The following is a 17,793-nucleotide window of genomic DNA, read 5'->3' as shown; positions in this document are numbered from 1 at the left end:
CGTCAATCGATGTTTATGTGAGATTTTGGGGGAGGGGCTCACGCTCGCCCGCGTGCGGACACGAAATTACGGCAGAACCCTTCCCACGATTTGTAGAGCGCCTGACCGCTCAGCGTGTCGAGCTTTGGCCCCATCGTCTTGCGGAATGCCTCGGCCACCAAGTCCTTGTCCCATCCTCCGCCAAAGTCACTCACTATGGTCAGGATCCGCTGATCACCGCAAAAATGCAGGGACTGCGCAGGGAACAGCTCGCGGGCAGGGCGCGTGGGCACAACACGGACGATCTGCTCGACAGACCCGTCCCGGCGCGCGCGCCGCCCCACCTTCGGTCGGTCCAGCTCCTTGGCAGTCTCCTCCTGTTCGACCGGATCCTTGGGGCAAAATGTCAATTTCACCGCTTCCACTGGCCGCCCTCGGCCAGACCCGCGCACTTCGTCCCACTCGACCGTGAAATCGGCCAACTGGTCAATCTCGGCCTTCGACTTTACGAGGACATCCCGGCGAAATTCCGCGAAATTCTTGAAACTGCCGTCGGGCACTCCCAGCCTGCGCCGCAATTCCTCGACAGTCATTCTCACGACCCGGTTCTGGCGATTGATGATGAGGCAGCCCAGGTCATAAAGAGTCAGGGCATATCGCGACTGCAAGGCGAGCATGACCCCCAGATTGACCCGCGCGTAGTAATCTGATCGCTGAATGACGCGTTTGAAGTTATCGGAGAATTCAAACTCGACGACACTCATGCCGTCTTCCGAAATCTCCTCAACGCAACTCGCCAGGAGCGACTGTGACATGATCGCCGGCTTGCCCTTTTTCGTTGTAGTCCTGATTCGCACAATCACGCGCAGAAGTTCATCCATAACTGGCTGAATTCGTTCATTTCCCTTGTGGGACCCGCGCAGTTCCTTCTTCGTAATCGTGAAGGTCTTGATCTCTCCGGCGTCAGGCCCGGCCTTGCGCAACATCAGCGCGAAAGCCTTTCGGGCAGCTGCACTCAACGAACCTGTCTCGAACTCCGATTCGACGAGTTCGCCAGGCTTACTTACAAAGTCGAGGTCCTTGCGGCGAATCACCTCGGCCACACGCAAGGTGCGACTGAGGCCCTCCAAACCTGGAGTAACCTCGATATCCGTTGTGTCCGAATCGAGCTCCATGTGAGTTCGATAGCATCAACATGTCATAAAGAGAACACACCCCCACCTACTCATAGAGACGCAACTTTTCCGGCTTCCCGCGACCGGATATATCCTTGCCGATCCGGCCGGCCACATGGCCCCCATCCGCTCACATAAAGACGTGGCTCCAAAGCCGATATTGCTCCATCGGCGCTTTACCCCCGATCGCTCACACAAACACGCCTCAATCCGGCACGATCAAGCAAAGAGGTTCTGGTCATTGAACGGCCCCCCCGGCCACTCACAGAAAAGCATCGCTATATCACTGATTGATAACTGTTTTTTCCAATGCCCCCGAGGGCACATATAAACACGACTGCGGCAGGGGGACGATCCACCGCAAAGCCCCCGCTTTCTCACACAGAGAGGTACATCGCGGCGTGCACGCCCCCCGAAACCTCACAAAGACACGGCCCACGGGCGAAATGTAGGCAGTTTCAAGATTCACAACGGCAATTCAGAGATTTCCGGGCAGAAGTTTCGAATATCTCGCACACATCCCCCGACTACTCACACAAACCCCCCTGATCTCATATGACAGCCCCCATCCACTCACTCAAAGCCCCCCATACACTCACGCTAAAGCCCCCACCGGCTCGCATAGAGGGGGGTTAACGCCTTGTTTCTACGACTTTAAACCACTCTGAATCTTAGAATCTGGAATCATGGAAGCTCCCAAGCTGCGCTTGGGCGTTTTTTGTTCAAAGGATTAAAGGTCAAGAGAGGGGAGGGTGGATTGATGCAGGTGGTATGTCCATTGTTCGCAACAGACCCTCCCCTGAACTTCGCGTGCTGATCGAGCGTATTGGCGGCCGTTGGTTTGGTGACACCGCGATGTGCCCCTGTCCATCGCATGCCGACGCGACGCCATCGCTTTCGATCCGGCAGGGCGACCGCGGCATTCTCGTCACATGTCATGCTGGATGCGAAAGAAAGGCTGTAATACAGGCGCTGCGTGCACTGGCCCAAATTCCTTCGCTTCGTCCGGCCGAAATCTATCGGCCATCAACCCACCGTGAAACTGCCTACCTCGCGATCTGGCGGTCCGGGCGATCGGTGGATGGAACCCTTGCCGAGCGTTATATCCGAGAGGTGCGGCACATCTGGGGACCGCTCGACGACCTTCGCTATCATCCCAGATGCCCCTATGGCCAAGGGGCTAGCGTCCAGTTCAAACCGGCACTTCTCCTCGCCATGCGCATGGCGGGCACGATCGCAGCGATCCAGCGGATTTTCCTAGAACCGTCGACAGCGGCCTGCACCGAGAAGCGCGTCCTCGGTCAGGCCATTGGCGCTGCGTGGACCAATGGCCTGCCAGCCAAGACCATCGGCATGTGCGAGGGCTTCGAGACCGCGGCTGCCTATACGTCGCTCACGGGTATACAGGCCTGGGCGACGATGGGTGCCAAACGGTTTCACCAGGTCGACATCCCGGCCTCGGTCGAAACCGTGATCCTGCTGGCCGACAACGACGCCGAAGGCAGAAGGGCGCGCGATCGCGCAGCCGAATCCTACCGACGCCCCGGCCTTGCAATCGAGACCGAATGGCCGCCGGGCCGCATGAACGACTGGGCGCAGCTCCTGAAACGGTGAGGGGAGGGGGGCTGGAGCGGGCGTGCCGCTGATCGGCACGAGCCCAGGAGTTCTCCGCATGACCACAACAATCCCGCGCGCAAGCGCCATTCTCGGCGCTGCGCGCGCACTTGCCGCCAAGTTGCTCCTCGCTGTTCCAATCGACCGCGCCGCTCTGAGCCAGGCCATGACCGAGAGTGCAGGCGGCAGCGACGCGGAAGGCGCGTGGCAGCAGCGCGACAGTTTCGAAGCGCTGGAAGTCGCGCTCTCCCTGGCCATTCCCGAGCTGGTAGGCCGCACGGACGTCGGCGCGGCGATCGGCACGCTCGAGGCGCTAGCGCGCGAACTGCCAACCCACACGGTACGCAGCGAGGACCAGATCCAGTTCCAGCAATTCTCGACGCCGCCGCCGCTGGCCCGTCTGGCCGTTCATCTGGCGCGGCTCTCGAGCGATGACATGTTGCTCGAACCGAGCGCAGGCACCGGGATCATCGCATCGCTTGCCAAGGGCGCGGTCAGGGACCTGATCCTCAACGAACTCGAGCCAAGGCGCGCCGACCTGCTTGCGGCCGTGTTTCCGGACACAAAGGTCTACCGCCACGACGGTGCGAAACTCAGCGCGCTGCTCTCCGGATCTGAACGGCCAAGCGTCGTCCTGATGAACCCGCCGTTCTCGGTGTCGCAATCGCGGGGAGAAGACCCGAACACCGCGGCCCGGCACCTGCGTGCGGCCATCGACCACCTCCTGCCGGGTGGCCGGATCGTCGCGATCATGCCGGACTGGTTCTCACCCTCGGCCAGGTACGAAGAAACCTTCCGGCGCACCCTCGAGGGCGCGCGGGTCGTCCTGTCGCTCCGTCTGGACAAGGGCGGCTATGCCAAGCACGGCACCGGGATCGCCGTTCGCGTGCTGGTGATCGACAAGGTGCCAGGCGAGATCGGCGTGTCCACGATCAATCGCGGTTCGGTCGGCGAACTCTTCGCTGCGCTGCCAACGCTGCCGCTCCGAGCGCCACTGCGTGACCCGACACAATCAGCTGCACCCCGACCCAAGCTCAGCCTGTTCCGCTCGGTGAAGACCGGTCCAGCCCGGCCGGTGATCGTGCGGGCGGCAGTCCCAGGGACTTTGGCCAATGACGTCCGCCCGGTAGCCTACGAGGTACTGGCCGAACCTGCCGCGATGGGCGAGCAGCGCGGGGTCTATGCCGATTACCGGCCCTCGCGGGTCGTGATCGCGGAAGGTGGCGAACACCCGACGCACCTCGTCGAATCTGCCGCCATGGCTTCGATTGCCGCGCCGAAACCCAGCTACGTGCCCTCTTTGCCCGAGCGGACCGTGACGGCAAGACTGCTATCCGCCGCCCAGCTCGAAACCGTGATCTATGCCGGCGAGGCCTGGTCGCGCGATCTCCATGGCCGTTTCAGCCATTCGTCCAGCGAAGTGGCGCTCAAGGAAGACCCGGACGGCCAGCTTTACCGTACCGGCTTTTTCCTTGGCGATGGCACCGGGGCGGGGAAGGGGAGGCAGGCCGCCGCCTGCATTCTCGACCAGTGGCTCAAAGGCAATCGCCGCCACATCTGGATTTCGAAGAACGCGCCCCTGCTCGAGGACGCTCAGCGCGACTGGACAGCGATTGGAGGACTGCCGTCGGATATCCTTGAGCTCTCGCGCTGGAAGATCGGCGAGGAAATCACAGCGCCCGAGGGCATCCTGTTCGTGCCCTACGGCACGCTCAGAAGCTCGCGTGTCGAGGACACCCGGCTCGACCAGATTGTCCGCTGGGCTGGCGAAGACTTCGAAGGCGTCATCGTCTTCGACGAAGCCCACGAAATGGGCGGCGTTGCGGGTGGGGAAGGGGCCTTGGGGCAGAAGCAGGGTTCGCTTCAGGGCATCGCCGGGGTCCTGCTCCAGAATACGCTGCCGCGCGCCCGGGTGCTCTACGCTTCGGCCACAGGCGCATCGGACGTCAACAACCTCGCCTATGCGGTCCGGCTCGGGCTTTGGGGGCCGGGGACAGCGTTTGCGAACCGCGAGCAGTTCATCAGCGAGATCCGCGATGGCGGCATTGCCGCGATGGAACTGGTGGCCCGCGACCTCAAGGCGTCAGGACTGTACCTCGCCCGGGCGCTGAGCTTTGCAGGGATTGAGTACGATATCCTGCGCCATGACCTAACCCCCGAGCAGATTGCGATCTACGACACCTATTGCGAGGCCTGGACGATCATCCATCGGAACCTTGAGGCCGCGCTCGAACTCACCGGGATCGTCGATGGCCTCGAGAACAAGACACTCAACAGCGGCGCCAAGGCGGCGGCGCGCAGCAGGTTCGAAGGCACCAAGCAGCGCTTCTTCGCGCAGGTGCTGCTCTCGCTGAAACTTCCTTCGATCTACCCCGAGATCGACGGGCATCTCGCGAGCGACGAAAGTGTGGTGGTCCAGCTCGTCACCACGGCGGAATCGATCCTCAACCGGCGGCTTAACGAACTTGATCCCGACGAGCGCGAAGCGCTGGAACTGGACTTGTCGCCCAGGGAAACGATCGTTGACTACCTCACCCGCGCTTTCCCGACCCGCCAGATGGAAGAATACGTCGACGAACTTGGCGATGTCCGCTCGCGGCCGATGTGGGACGAAGCCGGCAACCCCGTCCACAACCCGCAGGCAGAGGCGGCGCGCGCTGGGCTTATCGAGCACATCTGTGCCATGCCGCCGATCCCGACCGCGCTCGACGCGCTGCTCGAACACTATGGTGTGAGCGCGGTGGCCGAGGTCACGGGACGCAGCAAACGCCTGGTCCGTGATGGCTCGGGCCAGCAGCGGCTCGAAAGCCGTTCGTCTCGGACCAATCTTGCCGAAACCACCGCGTTCATGACCGGGGCCAAGCGCATCCTCGTGTTCTCGGATGCGGGCGGCACGGGCCGCAGCTATCACGCCAGTCTCGATGCCAGGAACCAGCAGCGCCGGGTCCATTTTCTGCTCGAGCCCGGATGGCGCGCGGACCGTGCGATCCAGGGGCTGGGACGCACCCACCGGACCCATCAGGCCTGCCCGCCGCTGTTCCGCCCTGTCACCACCGACTGCAAGGGCGAGGCGCGCTTCACGAGCACGATCGCGCGGCGCCTCGATGCATTGGGCGCACTGACCCGCGGTCAGCGCCAGACCGGCGGGCAGGGGATGTTCGATGCTTCCGACAACCTCGAGAGCATCTACGCCAAGCATGCCCTGCACGACTGGTACGGTCTGCTTGCCACCGGAAAGCTCAAGAGTACGAGATTGTCCGAATTCCAGGCGATGAGTGGGCTCGAACTGACCGATCAAGATGGCGTGCTGCGCGAAGACCTGCCGCCGATCCAGCGCTGGCTCAACCGCATTCTTGCCATGAAGATCGCCGTCCAGAACGCGATTTTCGACGAATTCCTGACCCTTGTCGAAACCCGCGTCGCGGCGGCCAAGGAGGCAGGCACTTTCGACATCGGGGTCGAGACAATCTCGGTCGAGGCCTGCCAAGTTCTGTCGGACACAGTAATCCGGACCGACCCCGTCACCGGTGCAACCTCGCACCTGCTCGAACTCTCGCTTACCCAGCGCCGCAAGGTTCTCTCGCTCGAACGCGTGCTCAAGCTGGCGTCCCACGAGGACAAGCCGCTGTACTTGCGCAACGACAAATCGGGGAAGGTGGCCCTGGCGATCCCGGCACCGTCGCACATGGACGAAGAGGGCAATACCATCCGGCGCTTCGAACTCGTTCGACCGCTGCGCAGCGAGTACTTGCGCGCCGATCGCCTCGACGAGTCAGCCTGGGAGCCCGTGTCCAAGGCCACGTTCAGTGCCCTGTGGGAGGAGGAATATGCGGCAGACGAAAGCCAACTGGTCACGGAGACCGTCTACCTCGCGACCGGTCTACTGCTGCCGATCTGGGGCGCACTTCCCAAGGAAGACCTCACGGTCAATCGCATCGTCGACAAGTCTGGTGCTTCCTGGCTCGGCCGTCATGTCCACGATCTCTACGTCGATGCGACCCTCGAGAAGATCGGGGTTTCCCGCAAGGCACAGACCGATCCCGCCAAGATCGCCGCCGGCATTCTTGGCGGAGGCACGTGGAAGGCGCCGCATCCCCTCAATCTTACGATCCGCACCGCCCGCGTGAACGGTTCCCGACGGATCGAGATCGTCGATGCCGAAGCCGCGCGCATTCCCGAACTCAAGGCCAAGGGCTGCTTCACCGAGATCATCGCCTACAAGACGCGCGTGTTCGTGCCGCTGGACGGCGCCGAAGCGATCATCGCAAGCCTGATTGGACAGGCAAGTTGCAAGGAGCTTGCGGACCGGAACAGGTATGATAGACTTAGTCCATAGAACTTAGCTAAGGTAATCGGAAATGGAAACGGTCAACATTCACGAAGCAAAGACGCATTTGTCGCGCTTGCTCGAGCGCGTGCTGCGCGGGAATGCGGTCGTGATCGCCCGGTCAGGCAAGCCGATCGCGAAAATGGTGCCAATCGACGCTGTTGCACCGTCCAAGATCAAGCGCTTGGGGTTTCTCAAAGGGGAAATGCGCGTGCCGGAAGATTTCGACCGTATGCGCGAAGGTGAAATTGAAGCGCTGTTTGAAGCCTGAGCGATGAAATTTCTCCTGGATACACATGTCCTCTTATGGGCGGCGGGCTTTCCGGAACGATTGACGCCTGCCGCCCGCAAGCTGATCGACGATGAAAACAACGAACTAGTCTTCAGCGCTGCCAGCCTCTGGGAAATCGCGATCAAGAATGGGCTCGGGCGAGAAGACTTCACAGTCGATGCACGCGTATTGCGCCGGGCATTGATCGACAACGGTTACATTGAGCTCGCCATTTCAAGCGAACATGCCGTTGCAATTTCCCAGCTGCCTCCGATTCACAAGGATCCATTCGATAGAATGCTGATTGCGCAGTCGATCGTCGAGGGCATCACCTTGCTCACATCAGACGAAACAGTCTGCCGGTACTCCGGACCCATCCGACAGATCTGAGTGTTCCGCTCGGGTCGGATCAATACTGGTCCGAGCCGTCCGAAATCAGTTCGTCCATCGCCTTCGACCGAAACTTGTCGCGCGATGCCTTGTACGCGAACACGTCCTCGGCCTTGAGCCGCCGATGCCGTCCTACCATGCTGTGCGGGATGTCACCCTTCTCGATCAACCTGATCAGGTAAGGGCGGGACATGTTAAGCAGGTCTGCTGCCTGCTGGGTCGTCAGCATATGATGGATCGGCACGAGCGTGACGGCATCCCCGCTCCCGATGTGACGCAGCAACTCGAGGAACAAGTCCGACATCGCCGGTGTTAGCGTGATTTCTACCGGCTTCCTGGTCTTGGGATCGGTCGAGTGCAGTTTGGCTTCGCCGGCCTTCTGCGAGGCCAGGATCCGCCGTAGCTGGTTGGCGATCTGGCGATCATCGGCAGAGGGCAGCCTGTTGCCAAAAGGCAAGGCATTGGCTGGCAGTGTCATCGTTTCTCTCCGCTGATGGCGATGTTCCCTGGCGCATATTCGCAATAAACGCAACCGAGTTGTGCAATCTGGGTTCCGCGGACGATCCGGCCCCGTGAGGCATAAATCCGACATTTATGCCTCATGGGGCCGAGCGGGCCCCCTTGGGACGCGCGGTCGTGACCGGGAATTCGGGCAATCCTGAAACTGTGAGGGGAGGGGGGCTGGAAGGGATGAGCCGAAGGGCTCGGCCAAGTCCGGCTTTCAGGAGCACCCCCATGAACGATATCGAGTTGATCCCGCTCGGCAAGCTGCGCTTGTCCGATGCCAACGTCCGCAGACAAGACAGCAACCTCTTCATCGAGGAACTGGCCGCCAATATCGAGGCCAAGGGCCTCCTCCAGAACCTGATCGTCGTGCCCGCCAAGAAGCGGGGCATGTTCGATGTGACCGCGGGCGGACGTCGCCTGCGCGCACTCAACTATCTGCTCGGCGCGGGCAAGCTCCCCAAGGATCACCCCGTCGCCTGCCGCGTCCTCGACATCGATGCCGCCGAGCAGTCCGAACTATCGCTGATCGAGAACGTCATCCGGCTCGACATGACGCCGACCGACGAGATCCGCGCCTACAAGCACTTCGTCAACGAGGGCAGTGACCTTGACGCGATCGCCAAGCGGTTCGGCCGTACCCGCCGGTTCATCGAAGGCCGCCTGCGGCTTGCTGACCTCGCCGATCCGATCTTCACCGCGCTCGAGGAAGGCAAGATCACGCTCGATGTCGCCAAGGCCTATGCGACGACGCCCAATCATGATCGCCAGATGATGGTCTGGAACGAGCTGTCGAACAGCTGGCAGGGCAACAACCCCGATTCCATCCGCCGCATGGTCACGCACAGCGCCATCCGCTCGTCTTCGCCCATGGCCAAGCTCGCGAGCGAAGCCGAATACCTCGCCGCCGGCGGCAAGATCGAACGCGACCTATTCACCGAGGACGGCGGCGAGACCTGGATCGATGCCGAGATCGCGCAGCGCATTGCCGGCGAGAAGCTCCAGGCCTTTGCGGCCGAGGTCGCCCAAACCTCCGGCTATGCCTGGGTGCGCCCGATCCTCGAAACCCGCGTCACCTACAACGCGACCGAAGACCTCCACCAGGTCCATCTCGAACCGGCACCGCTCACCGACGACGAACAGATCGAGGCTGACAAGCTGCTCGAGACGATCTCGGCGCTCGAAGCGACAAGCGAAACCCTCGACGAGGATGACGAAGCCGCCGCCGCCGAGTTCCAGGCACGCTGGGATGCCGCGAGCAGCGCCTACGATGCGCTCCACGACAAGCCCCCGGTGATACCAGAAGAGATGAAGGCGAATGTCGGCTGCTTCGTGATCATCGGTGCCGACGGTCAGCCCACCCTCGCAAGCGGCCTTTACAGCGACAAGCCGCTCGAACGCCGCAAGGCCCGCGGGTCCGACGCGGGCGAGGGTGCCGGCGGAGCAGGGGAGGGCGGTAGCGCCGCTCCGGCCCCCAAGCCGTTGTCGCAGAAGCTGGTCGAAGAGCTCGCTGTACAGCGCCGCGACATTCTGGCGATCAACCTCGCGTCCAACCCGGCGACTGCGCTCGACTACCTGATCTTCGCCATTGCCGACTCTCGCGCGCTCTACAGTGCGCAGGCCTTGGGCACGACGCTCCGCGCCCCGTCGCCCTCGCTCTACCTGGCCAACTACCCTGAAAGCCCGGCGCACACGTTGATGGCCGATATGCGCGAGACGCTCGACTTGTCGTGGACCGAGCACCGCCGCACGGTCGACCGGTTCTCCGCGTTCAGCGCGCTCGACGACGATGCCAAGGCAAGCTGGCTCGCCTGGTGTATGGCGAAGACGCTCGAGGCAAGCATGGGCATCGACAAGAAGACCGGTCAGTCCGGTCCTGAGCCGATCGACCTGCACGATCACCTCGCCGCGCTGATGGGGATCAACGTCGCCAGCCACTGGCGGCCAACCTCGGCCAACTACTTCGACCGCGTGAGCAAGCAGGCGCTGCTCGCCCATGTCAGCGAGGTCGGCGGACCGACCATGGCGGCGAGCTTCATGGGCTCGAAGAAGGGCGACCTCTCGGCCTCATGCGAGAAGCTGTTCGCCGGTGAGACCATCGTTGCGCCTGAGGTTAGGCAAGCTGCGCTCGCCTGGGTTCCCGAGGCCATGCGCTTCCGGGTGCTTGCCGCGAGCGAGCCCGATGAGGAAGCGCCGGTTGCGCACGAACCGGAAGCCGAAGCCGACGAGCTGGACCCTGCCGAACCGCAGGACGCCGAAGCCGGCGAAACCGTCGGCGCCTGATCCACACCGCTGAAAGCGGGACCGCAGTCCGTCCAGCGCATCTTGCTGGACGGGCTGCGATGCCGTGCAAGCTTGAGGCGACATAAATGACCCGCCAACCCAAACCAGACGTTGCGCAGGTCATAACCGACCTGATCCTCGAGAAGATCGCCGCCGGTACGGCCCCGTGGCTTAAACCCTGGTCTTCAACCAGCACGCGGCCGCTGCGCCACAATGGTGTCCCCTATTCAGGGATAAACACCTTCTTCCTCTGGGCGGTCGCCGAGAGCCGGGGTTACGCCAGCCCCTACTGGATGACCTTCCGACAGGCGCTCGAACTCGGCGCCCATGTCCGCAAGGGCGAGAGTGGTTCGTTCAGCGTATTCTACAGTTCGGCGCGCAAGACCGACACCGATCGCCAGACCGGTGAGACGACGGAGAAGACGATCCGCTTCATGAAGTGGAACCACGTCTTCAACGCCTCGCAGATCGAGGGATTGCCGGCGCACTACTATCCCGAGCCGCCCGACCCCAAGGCGATTGGCGCACTTTCGGCCGGGGTGCAGGCATTCCTCAACGAGATTCCGATCCGCGTGGTCCACGGCGGCTACAGCGCGCATTACACGCCGAGTACCGACACGGTGACGCTCCCGCCGCCACAGGCGTTCCATTCGATCGAGGCTTATTTCTCGACTCGTTGTCACGAACTCGGCCACGCCACGGGATCGGCCAAGCGGCTCAATCGCCAATTCGGTAAGCGGTTTGGTGACGACGCTTATGCGTTCGAGGAAATCGTCGCGTCGCTATGCCAAGCCACACTCTGCGCTGAGTACGGTCTCCCCAATGAGATTCACGACAGCCACGCGTCCTACATCCACCACTGGATGAAGATCCTGCGCGGGGACAAGACCGCGATCCTCCACGCAGCCGCCAAGGCCGAGCAGGCGGTCAAGTGGCTGCGCCAGTTCGATCCAGCGCTCGCGGGCGATCTCAAGGAGGCGGCCTGACGGCGCCCGCAGTGCGATGGCCCGGGCCCGCTCGCATGACGAACGGGAAGGGGAGGGGGTGGGAGCCCGATGCGCCAGGAGGCGCAAAGGGAGACTTCACCGATGAACTACGATCTCGACTTCCGCTATCGCCGGGCCCTGCAGCCCGATGGGCTCGCGACCATTGCCACGGCGACCCAGGCCGTCGTCGACGCGATGCAGGACGCGCGCAACGCAGGGATTGACCCGGCACGCGATCCCGCGACCATCCTGCTTGCGCGCCACGTCGGCCGCATCGCGCTCGGCCATGCGCCCGATGAAACCTTTGCCGAAGATCTGCCGCTGCGCCGACAGTGCCTCGCCAAGATCGACGAGCTGAAATCGAAGCCTGCGCTCGTGGCGCTGGCACGGCGGGGCATCGGTTACGATCCTGAAGCCAAGCGCGCCTTTCACCGCGAAGCCCGCTCGGCGCTCCGGGTGGCAGCGCGCCACCTTGGGCTTGAGCCCGACCAGTTTGATCTGCGCAGCAACTTCGCCGGTCCCGCAGTCTCGGGCGAGATCACGCTCCACGGCGACGAGATCTACGTCCAGGTCTCGATACCCTGCGTTCGCCCGGGCCGCGAGGTCATGTTCCGCCGCTGCAAGGGCCGCCAGGACTACCTGGGCGACCGGAACCACTTCTGCGACATCGCCGTCCTCGCCGCGCCGCTCAGTTTCCGCGCGCTCGTCGTTCGCGAGACCGGCCTTTCCATCAATCCGCGCCAACAGGCGCTCGTCTAGGAGACAAGCCCATGGGTTGGCTGTTCATGTCCCGCGGCGGCATGGCCCCGTTTGCCACGCCGAAGGCCTATCTCGACAACCAGTGCACATACCCGCCGGACCCCGAGAAGGGCCGGGAAACCGGCCTGCGTGTCCTGAAATCCACCGTTCGCTCAGGCGCTTACTACGCCGCCTGCCAGAGCTATGACTTTGAAGCCCCGCGCGAGACATTCGCGATCATCTGCCTGGTCAAATGGAACCCCGGCGCGCGCAGCGGTGAAGTGTTCGGGTACAAGGATCTCACCGAAACGATGGGGCCGTACAATTACGATTGCCCCGCATCGATCCTCGATCTGCTGGGGCCGCCCGGCAACGAATACGCCGCCCAGTGGCGCGAGCAGTGCCGACAGCGCTTGGCGCTGTCTACGCGCCGCAAGCCGGCGCCGGGCGACATGCTGGTGCTGGCCGAGCCGCTGACCTTCACCGACGGGCAGAGCGAGCGCAGCTTCCGCGTCGTCCAGTCGGGCCGCAAGACCATCCTGCGCCGGGTGAGCGACGGGGTCGGGGTGAAGATCAGCAAACTGATGAGCCGGGCGTGGACAATCGTGACGCCGCCCGCAGCCCCGCCAACCTCGTGACCTGCACCCAAGCGAGCAGCGCCATGACCGACTCCGCCCCACTTCAGCGCTCGTCCAAACGGGCGCGTCTGTGCAGTATCGAGAACGCCAACCGGATCGCCACCAGGGTAGCCGAGCACGTCCAGGGCGACACCGCCGTGGTCAAGACTGGCAACCCGCTGCAGCCCTTCCGCGTGGTGCTGGCGAGCAAGGCGGCGCCGGGGCGCACCGTCTCGCGGGTTGTCACCTGCAACGATGACCAACCGAACGATCAGTAGGGGCCTGGACCGCGCTCGACGAACCACGATTGCCCGAGCTCGAAATCCGGGCTGGCCGATACGAGCGGCCCGTCAGGCGCTTCGCTGACATAGGGCGAAACGAGGTCCTTGCGCCGCACCCGCATGCGGCTGAGCCAGGCCGCGGTGCGGCCACGCACCTTGAGGATGGTCAGCAGCCAGTCCATCGCCTCCGCCATCTCGACCACGCCGCGCCCTGCGAGACAGTAGTAGATCGCCCGCTGGAAATCGTCGCACTGGGTGCTGAGGATTCCGGCGAGCTTCGCCCGTCCGCCGGGGGCGTTTTCATGCACCAGCGACACTGCCTCGCGCAGTTCCCGGACCGACAGATAGGCATCGTCTACGCCGACCCCGATGCACAGTGCCGAGATCGCCCGGCGCACCGGCGGCAGGTTCTCGTCGCACGACGCATCACGCAGGCCGATGTCGAGATCGAAGTGGTCGAGGTGACTGGGAGCGGGCATCGCGTAATCCTTTCCAAGAGAACGTAGCGTGAACGTTCAGACCCCGTCAACCGGATAGCGGAGGGGAGGGGGCACGCGGCGGGGGATCAATCTTGAAAGGAACAACCCATGACCCACCTGCCCCATCCGTCCCGGTTGCTGCTGACCACACTGTCGAGATCGCCCTGCTCAACGACGCGGCCCGCGCAGGTTCGCTGCCTACTTCGCGCACAGTGTTCACGCGGGCGCTGGCCGACTTCCTTGCTGGCGACGCCGTGGACGCAGGCACCCGGCAAGCCAGCCTGTTGTTGGACCAGGCTGCGCAGCGCAGGCTCATAAACGAAACCCCTATCGATCCCAGCAATGACCCTCACGGCGAGCGTGACTTCGGTCTCGCAGTCGCTTGTGTTCGTCGAGGTAAAACCGGATTGCCCCAATATCGCGCGGTCTGAGCGGGCGTTTCGGGCTCACATTTTGCCCCGCATTCCAAGGGCGCCGTTCGCGCACGGCGGGGTCAAGATCGGAATGTCCCATTGTGCTTCTCCAGTAGCCAACATGGCCGTCTGGGAAGATGGGAATTGCTGACGCGGATCCTTAGTCAAGTGTCGCGCGACACTTGACGTTCAGCGATGTTTGCATTATGAGTGGCGCATGGAAATCGAGAGCATCCGGCACAGAGGGCTGCGGCGCTTCTTTGAAACTGGCAATGCCAAGGGGCTGGTCGGTGATTTGGGGCGGCTGCGCAAGATGCTTGCTTACATCGACGCTGCCGAAAGTTTTGCAGAATTGGCGGTCCCGCCAAACTTTGGACTGCATGAACTGACCGGCGACCGGAAGGGCACCTGGTCAATGACCGTGACGCGAAACTGGCGCATGACTTTTGGCGTGGATGAGCAGGATGCACTGATCGATCTGGATTTGGAGGACTGTCATGGCGCTTAGGATGCACCCCTCGCTCGCCGTCCATGTGGGCGACTGGCTGAAGTCGGAAATCGTCGAGCCCGCGCAGGTCAGCGTTACCGCCCTGGCCGAGCACTTCAGCGTATCGCGGCAGGCCTTGAGCACCTTACTCAACGGCAATGCCTCGCTTTCCGCCGATATGGCAATCCGTTTCGAGAAGGCCTTTGGAGTAAAGGCCGATACGCTGTTGCGGATGCAGACGACCTATGAGCTTGCGCAGGCACGCGAACATGAAGGCGAGATTAAGGTAGGAAGGTTTGCAAAGGCAGCCTGATCCGCCTTGGTAGCTGCCGATTGAACCCAAAGAACGGTGCGGTCATCCGTACGTGCGCCCTCGCGCACCCCTATGCGGCTCCAGCGTTTCAGCGCCAAGGAGTAGTAAGTTGCCCGATCATTGCCTGCTTTCCAACAGTTCAGGCCCTGACACCAATAGCGCGGCGCCGCAGAACGAGGTGCGCTAGGCTTGGACCATGACCCAATCTACCGAAGGCTCTTGCCTGTGCGGCGCTGTCCGCTTCCGCATCGTAGGCGCGTTCGAGAGCTTCTTCCTGTGCCGTTGCGGACGCTGCCGCAAGGACACGGGATCGGCTCATGGAGCTAACCTATTCTCCTCAACGGCGCGGCTCGAATGGCTTGCGGGAGAAAGATCGGTAAGGATCTATCGCCTTCCTCACACGCGCCACGAGAAGAGCTTTTGTGGTACCTGCGGGTCGTCACTCCCGCGGGTGCAAGACGGTGTGGGCATGTTAGTCGTGCCAGCGGGCAGTCTCGACGACACGATTGAGCTTCGGCCGAATGCTCACATCCTTGTTGCTGATCGCGCCACTTGGGACGAAGACCTAGAGAGCCTGCCGATGATCGAGACATTTCCGAGCTAGTCGGACCCCGCCTTGAACCCGGACGTTCGCGGTCCGATCCAGCGTGATCGATTCCCGCCCTTCGTTCAGCCCGCCTCAGCAACGGCGGAAAAACCTGGTCTGGGACATTCCTGCCGTTCATGGCGCACAGCTTGAAAGGCGGCTTTCGGCGAGAGCAGGCGTTGCAAAGCGCAGTCAGCGCTCTGTCACTGTCCGGTCCATAGGTGCCAGCTTCGCCAGCAGCCGGTTCTGAGCCGGAAACGAAACTCCTGCCTCGCGCATGGCCTGCTGCAAATGCTCAACCAGCGCATTGAGATCGGCCCGTGTCGTACCCAGGCCCTTGTGCGCAGTCTTCATGTCCCGCCCGGAATAGGCACATCCAGCGTTAAGGATATAACAGAACTGCTCGAACAGGGTGCGCCGCAGCCGGACCATGTCGTGCTCGGCGAAAATCGCCTTGATGCGCGGATCCGCAAAGCTGAGATCGAGTGTGCGATCGGTGATGCGGCGGATGCCGGTTTGCCCGCCAAAGGCGCGCGCCATGCTCTCGCCGCTGAACGGGCGTGCTCCGGCATTGGCATCAGCATGGAGATAAGGATCAAGCGGAATTTCACCGGTCACCGGATCGCGTTGCTTGCGGACCACGCCAAATTCCTTGTCCCAGTCGACCGCAGCTTCAGTGTCGGTCGGAGCAGGTGGTTCGGGCAGAGGCGCAGTCGCCAGCAGCAGGGGCAGGAAAAGCGACATCGTCAGCCCTTTCAATAGGCGAGCTGCAGTGAAAGCAGCCCGCCCCTCTGTTTTGCGAACGTCGCAACCGACCCTACGTCGACATAGGCCGCAGTCACGGTAGCGTGCCGGCCCACTGCCCAGGCGGCGAAAAGATCCTTGGCGTCGTCTTCGCGCGCGATGCCCAGGTTGTCGGGCCGCGTGCGCCATTCGCCGCCGATCACCAGCCGCGGTGTCACCAGATATCCCAGCGAGCCTTCGAACTGCACGCTCCGTCCAGACTGATTGTCGCCGCCGAAACCCAGAAGCCCGAACTGGTTGGCCTTGGTCAGCCGTGCCGTCGCATTGACGAGCACACTCGCGCCAAGGAAGAGCTTGGTCGCGCTTACGGTTAAGTCCGTTCCGGTTGAGGCCTGCGCCCCGACGGCCCGCACCACTGCGCCATCCAGGTTTCGCTTGTGCTCAACGCTGACGCTGATCTGCGGGAGGAATTCGGGACCATAAATGAGGTCACCCGCAAGCCGCACTTTCGCGGAAAAGATGTCCTGGTTGAACTGGAAGCCCTTGCCCAGCCCCAGCGCTGCGCCGACGTTCCGCGTGTTGAAGTTCTGCCGTGCATAGGCGAGCTCCACCCGGTCGCCGATGCCGATGGCAAGTCCGTGGGTGTCGAGGCGGAAGTCAGGCAGTTCGAGCCCGCTCACATGCGCCGAAACGCCAGCCGAGCGGTCCGTTCCCATGCCGGAGATCGTCGCCCAAGTGGCGAGGCCGCCGCCACCACTCCCTTCGATCGTGGTGATACCATTGGTCAGGATCAGCTTGCCGCTGTCGAACGCGATGGCCTCGCGCGCGGAGCATGGGGCGGCGAACCCGAGCGCCGCCTGCGTCAATGCCATCGTGATGAAGAGTCGATACTTGGTCACGCGCCGCTGTTAACCAAGATCTCCTTTCCGATTGGTAAAGCAAACCTTTGGCGTAGTTGACCGAATCTTAGGAGAGTCCTGCCACAACGCCGCCATGGAGAAACGTTTCCTGCGACGGCTGCCACTGGGGCTTGCTTGCCTGTCTGCCGTATCGGCGACCGAGCCGCAAACAAGCACCGTCCAGTTCTTCGATCAGCGTGGCATGCCCATTGAAGGCGTCGTCATTGAAGTACCCCCGCCGCCGGGGAGCAATCGCCCGCTCGCCTTTTCATGGCGGAGCGCCATGGCCCAGCGCAACCAGACATTCGTGCCCGGGACGCTGGTCGTGCCGAAGGGCGGCGCCGTCGCGTTTCCCAATCTCGATACCGTGCGCCACAGCATCTACAGCTTCTCGAAGCCCGCGCGCTTCCAGATCGATCTCTACGGCCGCGAGCAGACGCGCTCGCAGCGCTTCCCGCTGACCGGCACCGTGGCGCTAGGTTGCAACATCCACGACAAGATGCGCGGCTACATCCGGGTGGTCTCGACGCCCTATGCGGCCGCGAGCGATCTAAACGGCCGCGCACAGATCGAAGGCCTTGGCCCCGGCACTTACCGCGTCACGCTGTGGCACCCGCGTCTGCGCGGCAGCGGAAACGAGGCGGTGCATAGCGTGACGATCAAGCCCGGCGGACCGACGCGCCTCACCCTTGAACTGCGCTGATCCG

At 62.9% G+C, this 17,793-nt stretch carries 19 protein-coding genes; 14 read left to right on the top strand and 5 right to left on the bottom strand.

Annotated features, from left to right (window positions below; all coding sequences use genetic code 11):
• Positions 1-38: 38 nt before the first annotated feature.
• Positions 39-1,154: a RepB family plasmid replication initiator protein gene (locus tag AC2A04_RS17045; protein ID WP_484213562.1), complete on the bottom strand. Its 1,116-nt coding sequence runs from the start codon at positions 1,152-1,154 to the stop codon at positions 39-41.
• Positions 1,155-1,925: 771 nt separating this feature from the next.
• On the opposite strand from AC2A04_RS17045, the gene AC2A04_RS17040 reads away from it, so the two are divergent.
• Genes AC2A04_RS17040 through AC2A04_RS17025 form a run of 4 tightly spaced genes read left to right on the top strand, consistent with a single transcriptional unit; the run spans position 1,926 to position 7,756 of the window.
• Positions 1,926-2,768: a DUF7146 domain-containing protein gene (locus AC2A04_RS17040; RefSeq protein WP_484213561.1), complete on the top strand. Its 843-nt coding sequence runs from the start codon at positions 1,926-1,928 to the stop codon at positions 2,766-2,768.
• Between the two features lie 58 nt (positions 2,769-2,826).
• A complete protein-coding gene (locus AC2A04_RS17035; RefSeq protein WP_484213560.1) occupies positions 2,827-7,104 on the top strand; it encodes a strawberry notch-like NTP hydrolase domain-containing protein in 4,278 nt (1,425 codons plus the stop codon).
• A 22-nt stretch (positions 7,105-7,126) separates the two neighbouring features.
• Positions 7,127-7,366: a type II toxin-antitoxin system Phd/YefM family antitoxin gene (locus AC2A04_RS17030; RefSeq protein WP_484213559.1), complete on the top strand. Its 240-nt coding sequence runs from the start codon at positions 7,127-7,129 to the stop codon at positions 7,364-7,366.
• A gap of 3 nt (positions 7,367-7,369) precedes the next feature.
• A complete protein-coding gene (locus tag AC2A04_RS17025; RefSeq protein ID WP_484213558.1) occupies positions 7,370-7,756 on the top strand; it encodes a type II toxin-antitoxin system VapC family toxin in 387 nt (128 codons plus the stop codon).
• Positions 7,757-7,775: 19 nt separating this feature from the next.
• Here AC2A04_RS17025 and AC2A04_RS17020 read toward each other — a convergent pair whose 3' ends face one another.
• Entirely contained in the window at positions 7,776-8,234 is a 459-nt protein-coding gene (locus tag AC2A04_RS17020) for a helix-turn-helix domain-containing protein (RefSeq protein WP_484213557.1), read from the bottom strand.
• A gap of 257 nt (positions 8,235-8,491) precedes the next feature.
• On the opposite strand from AC2A04_RS17020, the gene AC2A04_RS17015 reads away from it, so the two are divergent.
• From AC2A04_RS17015 to AC2A04_RS16995, 5 genes are all read left to right on the top strand, one after another.
• On the top strand, positions 8,492-10,543 hold the full coding sequence (locus AC2A04_RS17015) for a ParB/RepB/Spo0J family partition protein (protein WP_484213556.1): 2,052 nt from the start codon (positions 8,492-8,494) through the stop codon (positions 10,541-10,543).
• 86 nt (positions 10,544-10,629) lie between these two features.
• A complete protein-coding gene (locus AC2A04_RS17010) occupies positions 10,630-11,529 on the top strand; it encodes an ArdC family protein (protein ID WP_484213555.1) in 900 nt (299 codons plus the stop codon).
• 102 nt (positions 11,530-11,631) lie between these two features.
• Positions 11,632-12,288, top strand: a complete 657-nt coding sequence (locus AC2A04_RS17005) for a hypothetical protein (RefSeq protein WP_484213554.1) — start codon at positions 11,632-11,634, stop codon at positions 12,286-12,288.
• 11 nt (positions 12,289-12,299) lie between these two features.
• Positions 12,300-12,905, top strand: a complete 606-nt coding sequence (locus AC2A04_RS17000) for a DUF6927 domain-containing protein (protein ID WP_484213553.1) — start codon at positions 12,300-12,302, stop codon at positions 12,903-12,905.
• A gap of 23 nt (positions 12,906-12,928) precedes the next feature.
• Positions 12,929-13,162 carry a hypothetical protein gene (locus AC2A04_RS16995; RefSeq protein WP_484213552.1) on the top strand — a complete coding sequence of 78 codons (234 nt, stop codon included), beginning with the start codon at positions 12,929-12,931 and terminating at the stop codon, positions 13,160-13,162.
• Here the strand turns inward: AC2A04_RS16995 and AC2A04_RS16990 are convergent.
• Positions 13,156-13,644 carry a hypothetical protein gene (locus AC2A04_RS16990; RefSeq protein ID WP_484213551.1) on the bottom strand — a complete coding sequence of 163 codons (489 nt, stop codon included), beginning with the start codon at positions 13,642-13,644 and terminating at the stop codon, positions 13,156-13,158. The genes AC2A04_RS16995 and AC2A04_RS16990 overlap by 7 nt on opposite strands.
• Before the next feature lie 92 nt (positions 13,645-13,736).
• Between AC2A04_RS16990 and AC2A04_RS16985 the strand changes: the two genes are divergently transcribed.
• From AC2A04_RS16985 to AC2A04_RS16970, 4 genes are all read left to right on the top strand, one after another.
• The gene (locus AC2A04_RS16985; protein ID WP_484213550.1) at positions 13,737-14,075 is read left to right on the top strand and encodes a hypothetical protein; all 339 of its coding nucleotides are present in this window, start codon (positions 13,737-13,739) and stop codon (positions 14,073-14,075) included.
• A gap of 199 nt (positions 14,076-14,274) precedes the next feature.
• Entirely contained in the window at positions 14,275-14,565 is a 291-nt protein-coding gene (locus AC2A04_RS16980; protein ID WP_484213549.1) for a type II toxin-antitoxin system RelE/ParE family toxin, read from the top strand.
• Positions 14,555-14,857 (top strand): HigA family addiction module antitoxin, encoded by a 303-nt coding sequence (locus AC2A04_RS16975; protein WP_484213548.1) that lies wholly within the window; start codon positions 14,555-14,557, stop codon positions 14,855-14,857. Before AC2A04_RS16980 ends, AC2A04_RS16975 begins: the two co-directional genes overlap by 11 nt.
• Positions 14,858-15,053: 196 nt before the next feature.
• Positions 15,054-15,461 (top strand): GFA family protein, encoded by a 408-nt coding sequence (locus AC2A04_RS16970; RefSeq protein ID WP_484213547.1) that lies wholly within the window; start codon positions 15,054-15,056, stop codon positions 15,459-15,461.
• Between the two features lie 174 nt (positions 15,462-15,635).
• Here AC2A04_RS16970 and AC2A04_RS16965 read toward each other — a convergent pair whose 3' ends face one another.
• Both AC2A04_RS16965 and AC2A04_RS16960 read right to left on the bottom strand, forming a co-directional pair.
• Positions 15,636-16,187 carry a group I truncated hemoglobin gene (locus AC2A04_RS16965; protein WP_484213546.1) on the bottom strand — a complete coding sequence of 184 codons (552 nt, stop codon included), beginning with the start codon at positions 16,185-16,187 and terminating at the stop codon, positions 15,636-15,638.
• A gap of 11 nt (positions 16,188-16,198) precedes the next feature.
• Positions 16,199-17,086: a DUF3034 family protein gene (locus tag AC2A04_RS16960; protein ID WP_484213545.1), complete on the bottom strand. Its 888-nt coding sequence runs from the start codon at positions 17,084-17,086 to the stop codon at positions 16,199-16,201.
• A 94-nt stretch (positions 17,087-17,180) separates the two neighbouring features.
• Between AC2A04_RS16960 and AC2A04_RS16955 the strand changes: the two genes are divergently transcribed.
• On the top strand, positions 17,181-17,789 hold the full coding sequence (locus AC2A04_RS16955) for a methylamine utilization protein (RefSeq protein ID WP_484213544.1): 609 nt from the start codon (positions 17,181-17,183) through the stop codon (positions 17,787-17,789).
• Positions 17,790-17,793: the final 4 nt, after the last annotated feature.

The sequence above is a fragment of the Novosphingobium sp. HNCC26DJ243 genome (assembly GCF_057180545.1).
This window is presented reverse-complemented; position numbering and strand designations above follow the sequence as displayed.

Coding starts and splice junctions, on each gene's coding strand:
- AC2A04_RS17045 (WP_484213562.1), bottom strand. CDS start 1,154: ATGGAGCTCGATTCGGACACAACGGATATCGAGGTTACTCCAGGTTTG.
- AC2A04_RS17040 (WP_484213561.1), top strand. CDS start 1,926: ATGTCCATTGTTCGCAACAGACCCTCCCCTGAACTTCGCGTGCTGATC.
- AC2A04_RS17035 (WP_484213560.1), top strand. CDS start 2,827: ATGACCACAACAATCCCGCGCGCAAGCGCCATTCTCGGCGCTGCGCGC.
- AC2A04_RS17030 (WP_484213559.1), top strand. CDS start 7,127: ATGGAAACGGTCAACATTCACGAAGCAAAGACGCATTTGTCGCGCTTG.
- AC2A04_RS17025 (WP_484213558.1), top strand. CDS start 7,370: ATGAAATTTCTCCTGGATACACATGTCCTCTTATGGGCGGCGGGCTTT.
- AC2A04_RS17020 (WP_484213557.1), bottom strand. CDS start 8,234: ATGACACTGCCAGCCAATGCCTTGCCTTTTGGCAACAGGCTGCCCTCT.
- AC2A04_RS17015 (WP_484213556.1), top strand. CDS start 8,492: ATGAACGATATCGAGTTGATCCCGCTCGGCAAGCTGCGCTTGTCCGAT.
- AC2A04_RS17010 (WP_484213555.1), top strand. CDS start 10,630: ATGACCCGCCAACCCAAACCAGACGTTGCGCAGGTCATAACCGACCTG.
- AC2A04_RS17005 (WP_484213554.1), top strand. CDS start 11,632: ATGAACTACGATCTCGACTTCCGCTATCGCCGGGCCCTGCAGCCCGAT.
- AC2A04_RS17000 (WP_484213553.1), top strand. CDS start 12,300: ATGGGTTGGCTGTTCATGTCCCGCGGCGGCATGGCCCCGTTTGCCACG.
- AC2A04_RS16995 (WP_484213552.1), top strand. CDS start 12,929: ATGACCGACTCCGCCCCACTTCAGCGCTCGTCCAAACGGGCGCGTCTG.
- AC2A04_RS16990 (WP_484213551.1), bottom strand. CDS start 13,644: ATGCCCGCTCCCAGTCACCTCGACCACTTCGATCTCGACATCGGCCTG.
- AC2A04_RS16980 (WP_484213549.1), top strand. CDS start 14,275: ATGGAAATCGAGAGCATCCGGCACAGAGGGCTGCGGCGCTTCTTTGAA.
- AC2A04_RS16975 (WP_484213548.1), top strand. CDS start 14,555: ATGGCGCTTAGGATGCACCCCTCGCTCGCCGTCCATGTGGGCGACTGG.
- AC2A04_RS16970 (WP_484213547.1), top strand. CDS start 15,054: ATGACCCAATCTACCGAAGGCTCTTGCCTGTGCGGCGCTGTCCGCTTC.
- AC2A04_RS16965 (WP_484213546.1), bottom strand. CDS start 16,187: ATGTCGCTTTTCCTGCCCCTGCTGCTGGCGACTGCGCCTCTGCCCGAA.
- AC2A04_RS16955 (WP_484213544.1), top strand. CDS start 17,181: ATGGAGAAACGTTTCCTGCGACGGCTGCCACTGGGGCTTGCTTGCCTG.